This is a genomic window from Methanobacterium sp. (genome assembly GCA_016222945.1).
Lineage (GTDB): Archaea > Methanobacteriota > Methanobacteria > Methanobacteriales > Methanobacteriaceae > Methanobacterium_D.
On sequence record JACRPY010000003.1, the window covers coordinates 36,413 to 48,265 of the forward strand.

Consider the following 11,853-nt stretch of genomic DNA (forward strand, 5'->3'; position numbering starts at 1 on the left):
CAAAAAACTCTTTCCTATTACAAATTAATTATGAAAGTTAATTATTTTAAATCTTTTCAACTAATCCCTTGTTATTAAAGTGCTTATATGGTCAGTTGTAATGATTCCAATAACTCTTTGACTATCATCTACAACCGGCAGCGATGAAATATTGTATTTTTTCATTTTTTCCGCCGCTATCTCTATCTGGTCATCAGGATTAGCTACTATAACATCTTTTGTCATTATTTCTTCTAATTTACTGTATTTTAAGGCAACAGCCTTTGAAATATCCCATGCAGTCACTATACCTATCAATTTATTATTTTCATTTATTACAGGTAAGTGTGTAACTCTATTTTCAAGCATGAGCCTTGCTGCTTCATCTATACTTGATTCTTCACTTATTTTAGCCACTTCATTAGTCATTACATCTCCAACCAGAATATCTGAAAGAAATCCACTGATAATATAATTCAACTGACCTTCTTCAAGTAAGAAAGCGTCATGCCCATAGGGTGATTTAAGCTCGTGATAGCTTACATCTATATTATTTGCTGTTAATGCCATTAAAATTTCCTTTGATTGTGCTGGAGGATACAGCCAGTCAGAATCCACTGAAATAACCAGAAATTTAGCCTTAACATCTTTTAAACCTTCAGCAAGGGATCCATTTTTTGTTAAATCAAAATAATCCATGGCTTTTGTTATATAGAGGTATGAATTTGCATCAAATCTCTTTACAAAAGATTCTCCTTGATAGTGAAGGTAGCTTTCAACTTGAAAATCTAGGGAAAAATCGAAGCTGTATTTTTCTTTATCTTGAAGTCTTCTGCCGAATTTTTGATACATTGATTCATAACTAAGATATGTTATGTGTCCTATCATCCTGGCAAGACTTAATCCGTCCTTAGGAATTTCTCCAGAATAATAAGAACCGTTGTTCCATTTTGGATCGGATATTATTGCCTGTCTACCTACTTCATTAAATGCAATTTGTTGTGGGGCAGAATTAGCTGCTGTAGCTATTGGGATTGCCAATCGTACCATGTCAGGATAAGAAACACACCATTGAAGAACTTGCATTCCTCCCATCGAACCTCCAACAACTGCAAAAAGTTGATTAATGCCCAAATGATCTATCAACTTTTTTTGAGCATTTACCATATCAAAAATAGTAATTATTGGAAAATCCAATCCATAAGGTTTGTCAGTTATAGGATTGATTGAAGAAGGACCAGTTGAGCCTTTACAGCCACCAATAACATTAGAACAGATTATAAAATATTTTTCTGTATCCAAACATTTTCCAGGGCCAATTATGGTTTCCCACCATCCTGGTTTTCTGTCTCCTTCATGCCATCCAGCGACATGTGCATCTCCAGAAAGGGCATGGCAGACCAAAATAGCATTACTTTTTTCTTTATTTAATTTACCGTAGGTTTCATAGGCTATTGTGGCTTTTTTAAGCCTGCCTCCACCTTCCAGCATTAAATCATCCGAAAGATTATAATACTGCGTATCTACAAGCCCCACTGATTCTTTTTTCATTTTCCTAAATCCCATAGTTTTTGTTAAGTCTCGTTTCATTATTAGATTTTTGGGCAAATAATGAAAGTTTTCAACTATATTTTGGATAATGCCTGATCTATATCTGCTATAATATCTTCAACGTTTTCAAGACCAATGGAAAGCCTTACAAAGTCTTCTGTAACACCAGTTTGGACCTGTTCTTCCAGTGTAAGTTGTTGGTGGGTTGTTGAAGCAGGGTGTATTACCAGACTTTTTGCATCCCCAATGTTTGCAAGATGCGAAAGAAGTTTGGTGTTTTCAATGAATTTTTTACCGGCTTCAAGTCCTCCTTTAATACCAAATCCAATTAAAGCCCCGTATCCACCTTTTAAATATTTAGCTGCTAGTTCATGAGCAGAATCATCTTCAAATCCAGGGTAAGTTATCCAGTTTACTGACGGGTGATTTTTTAAGAATTTTGCAACTTCAAATGCATTTTCTGAATGTTTTTTAACCCTTAAATCCAGTGTTTCAAGACCTTGTAAGAACATGAACCCATTGAATGGACTTAAAGCTGCCCCTAAGTCACGGAGTAGTCTCACCCGTGCTCTTATTGTGTATGCAATATTACCCAATTCCGGGAAATCTCCGAATACTTCCCAATAATTTAAGCCATGATAACTTGGATCTGGTTCTGTAAACACAGGGAAGTTTCCATTACCCCAATTGAAGTTTCCAGAATCAACTATTACTCCTCCAATGGATGTACCGTGTCCTCCTATGAATTTTGTTGCAGAAAGTGTTGTTATATCTACTCCATATTCGATAGGCTTTACAAGTCCTACTCCTGTTGTATTATCAACTACAAATGGAATTCCATTATCATGAGCAATTTCTGCAATTCCTTCATAATCAGGTACGTCTAACTTTGGATTACCTATTGATTCAGCGAAAATAGCCTTTGTTTTGTCTGTAATTGCATTTTCAAATGCTTTCAGATTTGTTGATTCTACAAAATTCACTTTTCGGCCTAATTCAGGGAATGTATAATTAAATAGCTGATAAGTTCCACCGTAAAGGTTATTTGCAGAAACTATTTCGTCTCCAGGTAAACTAAGGTTTAATAGCGCATATGTATTTGCAGCTTGCCCAGAAGCCACAGCTAAAGCACTATTTCCTCCTTCAATGGCCGCTATTCTTTTTTCAAAAACATCGTTAGTAGGATTCATTATACGAGTATAAATATTTCCAAACTCTTTCAAGGCAAAAAGATTTGCCGCATGTTCCGTATCATTAAAAACATAGGATGATGTCTGATAAATGGGCACAGCCCTTGCTCCTGTTGCCGGATCAGGTTCTTCCTGTCCTACGTGCAATCCCAATGTACTTAATCCATATTCTTTCTTCTTTTCTTCGGTCATTTTTTTTCCCTCCAATAAATTCGTTTTATTGGCATCCTCCAGCCCATAGATTTTAATATCATGCTTGACTCATTTTACAATTTTAATTTATGTTTAAAAGTTATAAAAGAGCATTTCAAGCATTTTTAATCTATGAAAAATATTATTAATGTATTGTATAACAATTGTTATATTTATATACTAATTTCCTCTTATTTAAAGTTTACCCAAATGAACTACTTCTCCATTTAAAATAATTCCGGACATTCTCGTTACTTCTTTATCTGCAAAAAATAAATTTATGATAATTAACAATAATAACAATTAGTTGAGTAAACTATATATATAACAATTGTTAACTTAGTATATATCTATTTTGCCGAGATGACCGAGAGGCGAGGTGCATGGCTGCAAACCATGATACTTGGGTTCAAATCCCAATCTCGGCCTTCAACCGCACAAAAATTCTTTGAATTTTTGGCGCATGCGAAACTAAAGTTTCTCTGCACCAAACATAGAATTTTTGAGTGCCCCGAAAATCAAATATTTTCGAGGGCTTTTTTCAAGAAAAAGTGAGGCTAAAATCAAATACCTTTTCAATCTCATTATACAAATTACTAATTATAATTTATTTAAGAATTATTTAAATCAAATTTTTGAGTTTGATGCCCTATGCTGAAAGTATACAACACCATGACCCATAAAAAAGAAGAGTTCAAATCTATAAACAAAAATAGAATTAAAATGTTTGTATGCGGGCCAACAGTTTACGATAAATCACATATAGGACACGGGAGAACATATATTGCTTTTGATGTTATAGCAAGATATCTTAAATACAAAGGATACAGTGTTTTTTATCTGCAAAATATCACAGATATCGATGATAAAATAATTAAAAGGGCAAATGAAATTGGAGTTGAACCATTAAAGCTTGCCAAGGAATTTGAAGAACTCTATTTCCATGATATGGAACTATTAAATGTAAATAACGTTAATTTTTATGCAAGGGCAATAGAACACCTTGATGAAATCATTAATCAAATTCAAACACTTATTGATAAAAAATTTGCTTATGAAACTTCTACTGGAGTTTATTTTGATGAATCTCGTTTTGAAGACTTTGGAAAACTCTCGAATAGAAATATTGAAGATTTAAACGTTCATAGAGTCAATCCCGATAAAACAAAAAGAAATCATGGAGATTTTGCGCTATGGAAAAAAAGAGATGATGGACCATCCTGGGACTCCCCGTGGGGACCTGGAAGGCCAGGATGGCATATTGAAGATACTGCAATAACTGAAACCTATTTTGGAGGTCAGTTTGATATTCACGGCGGAGGATTAGATCTTATTTTCCCTCATCACGAGGCAGAAATTGCTCAAATGGAATCTGCAACAGGTAAAAAACCAATGGTGAAGTACTGGTTGCATACAGGTTTTTTGAACGTCAGCGGAGAGAAAATGTCCAAATCACTTGGAAATTTCATCACAATTAAAGAGTTGCTTGAGGAGTATGACCCTCAAGTATTTAGATTTTTTGTTCTTTCAACTCACTACAGAAGTCCCATTGATTTTAGCGACGAATCACTTCAACAGTCACAAAACAGCCTTAAAAGGATTCATAAACTAATGGAAACTATTGATGGAATCTTAAAAGCAGATATAGCTGAAAACCACGAAGCTGATGAAAAATATTTTAAAATATTAGAAAATACTAAAGAAGAATTCTTAGATGCAATGGATAATGACTTTAATACGCCTATTGCACTTTCAGTACTTTTCAATTTTATAAGAGACATAAATAAAGGCATAAATGAAGGAAAAATCCCCAAAAATATGTTTAAAGAAATAAAAGAATTGTTTAATGAATTTGGAGATATTTTAGGACTTAATTTTTCAGTTGAATCCCGTAATAACGATTTAACAGAAGAATTACTCAATATACTCATTGATGTAAGGAAAAAGCTCCGTGAAAATAAGAATTATGAGCTTGCAGATGAAATAAGAAGCATGTTACGTGATGCTGGTATCCATTTAGAGGATAAATAATAATATCAATTATATACAATAATCCTGTTTCGAACCTCTTTCAGAACCCATACAAGCATTACAACTTCCAGGGATGTTATCTTTCTCTTTATGCAATTGACATAAAATTTCTTCTGCTTTAACGTTTTTACATATCTCACAAATTCTGCGGATCATGCCACCTTGTTCCATCCTTTGTTCTTTAAGATCTAATGCAAAATCCTTAATCATGCTCATCGTATGTTCATCAAACTTAATTCCATGCCCTCTTTTATCACTTATATACTGTGAAACTGCAGGTTGAGTTATATCCAGTAATTCAGAAATTTCTTTTTGCTTCATACCCAAACTAAGAAGTTCTTTGGCTAATTCAGATCGTATGGTTGGAATTACGTACCATACAACTATTTCACATGGTGGTCTCACTTTATCACGCCCGTTTAATTGTAATATTAAAATTTAGTTGATTATTTCCATTTTCCCTATGAATGAAAATTGATAATATTTAATTTGATATTGCATTTAAATAAATATAACCCCTGTTATATTATATTTTTCCAGCCTAATATTTTTATGTGAAATATTTAATTAGTTACGTTTATTTTTATTTTAACTATCCAAAAATAATAGGATCACATTTTCAGGGCAGTAACCTACCTGAAAAAATAAATAATTACAAACTAGATGCCTGCACCTTCAGAAAATATTTCTTCAATCTCTGATTTTCTATTAAATAATTCATCCATCTTTATAGTAGTTGTAGATATTCCTAATGCTCTAATTTGTTCTTCCATTTCATCCTGCCGCTGCAAAAGAAGTGTAATTACTTCTGCAACAGGATCAGGTAATTCTCCATGATCTAAATCTATAGCGCATTTACGTTCTTCTTTGACGTTTCTTCCAGGTATTCCCACTATTGTAGACCCTCTCGGGGCGGATTTTAAGACCACAGACCCTGCACCAACCTTAGAACAGTCTCCTATTTCAATATTACCTATAATTTTAGCTCCTGAGCCTATTACAACTCCACTACCAACGCTTGGATGTCTTTTTTTCTTTTCAAGACTTGTACCTCCAAGAACAACTCCCTGATAAATCAAAACATCATCACCAACTTCTGCAGTTTCACCAATGACAACACCCATTCCATGGTCGATAAACACTCTTTTTCCGATTGTTGCACCTGGATGTATCTCTATTCCTGTAATAAAGCGAGCCATGGCAGATATAAAGTTAGCCGTTAATAAATGATTGCGAACCCAAAACCAGTGTGCTATAATATAAAGCCAAATAGCATGAAGACCCGGATAGGTTAAAATTACACCTAATTTATTCCTTGCAGCAGGATCCCTCAAAAGAACCATTTCAATATCTTCCCTAATCCTTTTAAACATGATATTTGCCTCCTATAAATGTTTAAATAAAAATAGAATATATTTAATGCAATTATATGCATGTAAATATGTTTCTATTCCTTTTTTTATATTCTTGGGAATATTGTTTCATCGTATGGCTTATAAATTTCTTCAAATACCCATTCAACACTCAGATACCTTTCTCCAGTATCAGGAAGTACTACAACTATTCTTTTACCTTCATTTTCTTCTCTTTTAGCCAGTTGAATGGCGGCAAATGTTGCAGCGCCTGATGAAATCCCTGCAAGTATTCCTTCTTCTCTTGCAAGCCTTAATAAAGTTTTACCTGCATCTTCATCCTTAACCTGGATGATCTCATCAATCAAATCAGTTCTAAGGACATCAGGGACAAATCCTGCACCAATACCCTGTATTTTATGGGGTCCTTTTGCTCCTCCAGACAACACTGGTGAAGTTATAGGTTCAACTGCAACTGCTTTGAAATTAGGATTTCTTTCTTTAAGTACTTCAGCAATCCCTGTCAGTGTTCCCCCAGTACCTACACCCGAAACTAAAATATCCACTTTACCTTCCGTATCTCTCCAAATTTCTTCTGCAGTGGTTTCTCTGTGTATTTTTGGGTTTGCAGGATTTTTAAATTGCTGTGGCATTACAGCATTTGGAATTTCTTCTGCAAGTTGTTCTGCCTTTTCTATCGCGCCAGGCATGCCGTTTGCACCAGGAGTAAGTACTATTTCTGCTCCAAAAGCTGCTAAAAGCTTTCTACGTTCAATAGACATTGTGTCAGGCATGGTTAATATCAGTTTGTAACCTTTAGCTGCCGCTACAAATGCTAAAGCAATTCCTGTGTTCCCGCTTGTAGGTTCAATTAAAACTGAGTCTTCTTTTATGACCCCCAATTCTTCCCCTGTTTCAATCAATGAAACTCCGATCCTATCCTTTACACTCCCCAAAGGGTTAAAAGATTCGAGTTTTGCCACAATCTCTGCATTTAGTCCTTTTGTAATTTTGTTTAATCTTACAAGTGGAGTATTACCTATCAATTCTGTTGTATCGTTAGCTATTCCTCTTGTTAGTTCTGGTATCTTTACCATTTTTCTCACCTTATTTTTTTTATTGCTTTTTGTATTTATAACTATAGTTATATAACAATGTTATACATAATATTCATTTTTTAGATAGAGGATGCCACAATATAACTATAGTTATATTTTTTTAATATTGAACATAATATAAATACTTAACGATCGTTATATAACTTTAAAAAAAATAATTTTAAGATAAGAAATTTTTATTCCTCTTTTTCTTCTTGCATTAACTCATAAACTTTCTTAATAGCGTCTTCTATCAACATTGGTATGATTATAGGTTGAATTCCATGTGCTATAAGTCTATCAGCTGCTCCAGGCCCTACTTGACTTACAAGAACGCCTTCAACATCTGAAATTAATTCAATAGCATCTTCAGTAGTACTTTCACCAGTTGGGTTGCATGAAGGAACATTATCTCGACGTTCTAAAAATTCATAACTGCCATCCTCTTTAATTTTAACTATTAAAAACTGCTTTGCTCTTCCAAAATGCTGATTTACAAACTTTCCATCACTGCTTGCGATTGCTACTTTAGTCGATATAAAAATCACCCCTAACTCCATTATATATTCTATATTCAACTTAATAAAAAATCAATTGATCATCCACAAATCGTATCTTGATTAAAAAACATATTATAACATATAATTTCATTTGAATTAAGAAAAATGTGGTGATTCTGTGTCCGAAATAAAAGTCAATGTAAAGGGCGAAACATGCCCTGTACCCTTAGTAGAATTTCGAAAAGCTTTAAAAAAGGCAGATAAGGGAGATTTAGTGGAAGTTACGGGAACTCATCCTGCTTCCAAAAAGGAAATTCCAATGGCAGTAGATGCATTAGGCTCTGAATTAGTAGATGTTCAGGAAAAAGAAGGAGTTTGGAAAATAAAAATCCGTAAATGAGGTGGGAAAATGACTGATAAAGCCACTATTATAGTTCACAGTGGAGATATGGACAAAATATACAGCGCACTTATAGTTGCTAACGGAGCACTTTCTATGGGGATGGAAGCCTCACTTTACTTCACTTTCTGGGGACTTCAACGTCTTCAAAAAGGCGGATTGGAGAAAGGCCCCTTATCTAAAATGAATTTTCTGGGTTTAGGTAAATGGATGATTAAAAGCAGAATGAAAAAAGCCAATGTAGTATCCCTAGAAAGACTTATAAATGATTACAAAGAGCTTGGAGGAAAAATAATAGCCTGTGAAATGACCATGGAAATAATGGGAGTTAAAAAAGAAGACCTCCAGCAAGATTTAATCGACGAATACGGTGCAGTAGGTACATATATACAGGAAGCTCGAGATTCAAAAATAACTCTGTTTATATAGGTGGTGAACTCATGAATGACAAATACATTTATCTGGACAACGCATCATCTTCTAAAATGGATGAAAGCGTCTTAGAAGAAATGAAAACCTACTTTTTCGATGTTTATGCCGTTGCAACTTCAGATTTTGGATATTCTTTGGGTGTAGAAGCAAGAGAAGCATTAGAAAGTAGCAGGGAAATTATTGCCAGTTCGTTAGGAGCATCAGCAAAAGAATTTATTTTTACATCAGGCAGTGCAGAATCAAATAATATGGCTTTAAAAGGAGTAGCAGATGCTCTTGGTGATAAAAAAGGTAAACACATAATAATATCTAAAATTGAAGATTTTCCTGTTTTAAACAGCGCCAAATATCTGGAAAAACAGGGTTTTGAAGTAACTTACCTTGATGTAGATGAATATGGCATTGTAGATCCCAAAGATTTAAAGGCCAAAATTACGCCAGAAACTATTTTAGTTTCCATTCAACATGCAAATCAAGAAATAGGAACTATACAGGATATTGAAGCAATTGGAAAAGTTTGCAAAGAAAAAAAAGTCCTGTTTCACACTGATGCCACACACACATTTACCAGAGTACCTTTAGATGTTAAAAAAGTACATGTAGATTTGATCTCCGTATCAGCACATACCATACACGGCCCTAACGGCGTGGGAGGCATATACATCCGTAAAGGCACCCCTATCAAAAAATGGCTTGACGGAGGATTTCAGGAATTCAACATGCGCGGAGGAGTTGAAAATGTTGCTGGAGCAGTTGGATTTGCTAAAGCTGTTGAATTAGTAACTGATGAAGAAAATAAACGGCTTCAAAATATTCGAGACCATTTAATTGATAGGATTTTAGCGGAAGTGCCTCAAACAGTTCTAAATGGACATAGATCAAAGAGAATACCTCAAAATGCTAATATTACATTCGAGTACGTTGAAGGAGAATCCATTACCTTACATTTAGATATGCGTGGTTTTGCCGTGAGCACCGGTTCATCATGTTTTAGTCGAACTTTAGAGGCCAGCCATGTTATACTGGCTGCAACTGGAGATTCTGAAAGAGCTCATGGATCAATTAGATTTACTTTCGGACGTTTCAACACCATTGAGGATGCTGATTCGGTTGCAGATGCGATAGGTAATGTTGTGGAGAATTTAAGGAAAATTAGCCCATTGGGAATGAAATAAATTTGAATAATTAAATCAAAAGAGAATCTGGATAAAAAAAAGAGATAATATAATATATCTGAGTAATTAATCCACTTTTGATCCAGCATCAGGGCCAGGTTTAACTGAATAAATCTCTTCAACCTTAAAAATAATTGCCGCTTTTGCTGGAAGTTTACTCATTACACTTTTTGCCCAGTCTACTGCTTCATCAAACAACTTTCCAGAATTATGAATCTCAACTGTGCCTTTAAACTGGTATGGACAGGATGTAGCATCTCTTGGTACTAAACTTGCTTTAGGATTGTTTTCAAGGTTCTCACGGGTTTTATTCATATAGTTATCTACAATCAGGATTGTTTTATTATCTATAGGTCTTGCAAATCCAATTGGAACGACATTAGGCACTCCGTCTTTAGTTGCAGTTGCAAGAAAAATTAAGTGGTCCTTTTCAACCGATTCCATCATTTCTTCAGTCATTACCATATTTTTCACCGTTAATATTTGTAACAATGGTTAATATATAATATTTTTGCAATAATTTTCAATTTTTTCTAAATTGAATAATTGAATGGATCAATTAGCAAAATTTATAACATGATTATAACAATAGTTATATAATTGAAATGACAAGCCTAAATAATGATCTATAAAAAGTAAATTAAATTATTTAAAAATTAAATAATTCAGGAGATATATTATGGTAAAAATTAAATTTTTAGCGCGTTTTAGAGATATCACAGGGGAAAGATCCATAAACATCGACCACAACGGAAATATTACAGATTTAATCAATATTCTAACTCAAAAATATGGAAACGAATTTAAAGATGCTTTATTTGATAAAAATGGTGAATTAAGAGATTATATGAAAATTCTCGTTAATGGAGAAGATGCTCAATCTGGAGGGAGCCTTGAAAGCATGTTAAACGATTCTGATGAAGTTGTAATCTTCCAGACCATTGCTGGGGGTTAGAACGCCCCAATTTTTTTATTTTATTTAATATAACAATTGTTAATTTATAATAGAAAGAGGAGGAATTAAAATGCGCATAGGTTACCTTTCAACAATATATCATACTTCATTTATCCTAAAAAATTATCCTTCTAAACATTTAAAGGATTACAATTTAGAATGGTCTTTATTTGCAACAGGGCCTGCAATGATAGAAGGATTCGAATCTGGAGACATTGATGTGAGTTATATAGGCATTCCCCCCGTTATGATAGGGATTGAAAATGGCTTAAAAATTAAATGTATCGGAGGAGGACATATAGAAGGCACTGTAATGGTGTCACCTACATCCTACAAATCTTTTGATGAATTAGGAAGCATGGATGCTGTTTTAAATCAGTTTGAAGGTAAAACTATTGGAACTCCAACCCACGGCTGTATTCACGATGTAATCATACGTGAAATTACCAAAGATTATGATATACACATTAAAAATTTCACATGGGCTGATTTTATCTTGGATGCAATTGAAGAAGGAGAAATTGCCGCAGGCATTGGAACTCCATCCCTTAAAACAGTTATTTCAAATAGATTTGATTCTAAAATTGTAATTCCACCAAACCAACTTTGGCCTTATAATCCAAGCTATGGAATAACAGTAAAAGAAGAATTAATTGATAAATCACCAGAATTTATAACAAATTTCTTAAAGGCCCATGAAGATGCATGTAATTTAATTAGATTACACCCCGAAAAAGCAGCAGAAAAAGCTTTAAAAGAAATTGAAATTATTGATAAAGATTTTGTGCTAGATACATATAAAATATCTCCAAAATACTGTGCAAGCATTCCAAAGGAGTATATTGAATCTGCACTAAAATTTATTCCTGTTTTGAGAAGTTTAGGTTATATGAAAAAGAATTTAAAAGAAAAAGATATTTTTGACACTGAATTTATTGAAAAAATCCATCCAGAGCCAGCGCATTATTAGTTGATTTTAAAAATGATATACTTCCAAAA

The 11,853-nt window shown here is 33.8% G+C and carries 13 protein-coding genes and 1 tRNA gene; 7 read left to right on the forward strand and 7 right to left on the reverse strand.

The window, feature by feature from the left end; translation table 11 throughout:
* Positions 1-60: 60 nt before the first annotated feature.
* Entirely contained in the window at positions 61-1,530 is a 1,470-nt protein-coding gene (locus tag HZC47_04785) for a homoserine O-acetyltransferase (GenBank protein MBI5680192.1), read from the reverse strand.
* 74 nt (positions 1,531-1,604) lie between these two features.
* Entirely contained in the window at positions 1,605-2,912 is a 1,308-nt protein-coding gene (locus HZC47_04790) for an O-acetylhomoserine aminocarboxypropyltransferase/cysteine synthase (protein ID MBI5680193.1), read from the reverse strand.
* A 357-nt stretch (positions 2,913-3,269) separates the two neighbouring features.
* On the opposite strand from HZC47_04790, the gene HZC47_04795 reads away from it, so the two are divergent.
* Positions 3,270-3,340 (forward strand) — tRNA-Cys (locus HZC47_04795).
* Between the two features lie 223 nt (positions 3,341-3,563).
* Positions 3,564-4,943, forward strand: a complete 1,380-nt coding sequence (locus HZC47_04800) for a cysteine--tRNA ligase (protein ID MBI5680194.1) — start codon at positions 3,564-3,566, stop codon at positions 4,941-4,943.
* Between the two features lie 9 nt (positions 4,944-4,952).
* Here the strand turns inward: HZC47_04800 and HZC47_04805 are convergent, their stop codons facing one another.
* The 4 genes from HZC47_04805 to HZC47_04820 all read right to left on the reverse strand — a co-directional run bounded on the left by HZC47_04805 (position 4,953) and on the right by HZC47_04820 (position 7,931).
* A complete protein-coding gene (locus HZC47_04805) occupies positions 4,953-5,348 on the reverse strand; it encodes a helix-turn-helix domain-containing protein (GenBank protein MBI5680195.1) in 396 nt (131 codons plus the stop codon).
* 254 nt (positions 5,349-5,602) lie between these two features.
* Positions 5,603-6,316, reverse strand: coding sequence for a serine O-acetyltransferase (gene cysE / locus HZC47_04810; protein MBI5680196.1), 714 nt, complete (start codon positions 6,314-6,316; stop codon positions 5,603-5,605).
* 86 nt (positions 6,317-6,402) lie between these two features.
* Positions 6,403-7,392: a cysteine synthase A gene (gene cysK, locus HZC47_04815; GenBank protein MBI5680197.1), complete on the reverse strand. Its 990-nt coding sequence runs from the start codon at positions 7,390-7,392 to the stop codon at positions 6,403-6,405.
* Positions 7,393-7,589: 197 nt separating this feature from the next.
* Complete coding sequence (locus tag HZC47_04820) at positions 7,590-7,931, reverse strand: dinitrogenase iron-molybdenum cofactor biosynthesis protein (GenBank protein ID MBI5680198.1); 342 nt, start codon at positions 7,929-7,931, stop codon at positions 7,590-7,592.
* A 139-nt stretch (positions 7,932-8,070) separates the two neighbouring features.
* Between HZC47_04820 and HZC47_04825 the strand changes: the two genes are divergently transcribed.
* Genes HZC47_04825 through HZC47_04835 form a run of 3 tightly spaced genes read left to right on the forward strand, consistent with a single transcriptional unit; the run spans position 8,071 to position 9,899 of the window.
* Positions 8,071-8,292: a sulfurtransferase TusA family protein gene (locus tag HZC47_04825; protein ID MBI5680199.1), complete on the forward strand. Its 222-nt coding sequence runs from the start codon at positions 8,071-8,073 to the stop codon at positions 8,290-8,292.
* Between the two features lie 9 nt (positions 8,293-8,301).
* Complete coding sequence (locus HZC47_04830) at positions 8,302-8,721, forward strand: DsrE/DsrF/DrsH-like family protein (GenBank protein ID MBI5680200.1); 420 nt, start codon at positions 8,302-8,304, stop codon at positions 8,719-8,721.
* 11 nt (positions 8,722-8,732) lie between these two features.
* On the forward strand, positions 8,733-9,899 hold the full coding sequence (locus HZC47_04835) for a cysteine desulfurase (GenBank protein MBI5680201.1): 1,167 nt from the start codon (positions 8,733-8,735) through the stop codon (positions 9,897-9,899).
* Positions 9,900-9,965: 66 nt separating this feature from the next.
* Here the strand turns inward: HZC47_04835 and HZC47_04840 are convergent, their stop codons facing one another.
* Positions 9,966-10,364 (reverse strand): pyridoxamine 5'-phosphate oxidase family protein, encoded by a 399-nt coding sequence (locus HZC47_04840; GenBank protein ID MBI5680202.1) that lies wholly within the window; start codon positions 10,362-10,364, stop codon positions 9,966-9,968.
* 214 nt (positions 10,365-10,578) lie between these two features.
* On the opposite strand from HZC47_04840, the gene HZC47_04845 reads away from it, so the two are divergent.
* Together HZC47_04845 and HZC47_04850 are read left to right on the forward strand one after the other, a co-directional pair.
* Complete coding sequence (locus HZC47_04845) at positions 10,579-10,854, forward strand: MoaD/ThiS family protein (protein ID MBI5680203.1); 276 nt, start codon at positions 10,579-10,581, stop codon at positions 10,852-10,854.
* A gap of 70 nt (positions 10,855-10,924) precedes the next feature.
* Complete coding sequence (locus tag HZC47_04850) at positions 10,925-11,824, forward strand: ABC transporter substrate-binding protein (protein MBI5680204.1); 900 nt, start codon at positions 10,925-10,927, stop codon at positions 11,822-11,824.
* Positions 11,825-11,853: the final 29 nt, after the last annotated feature.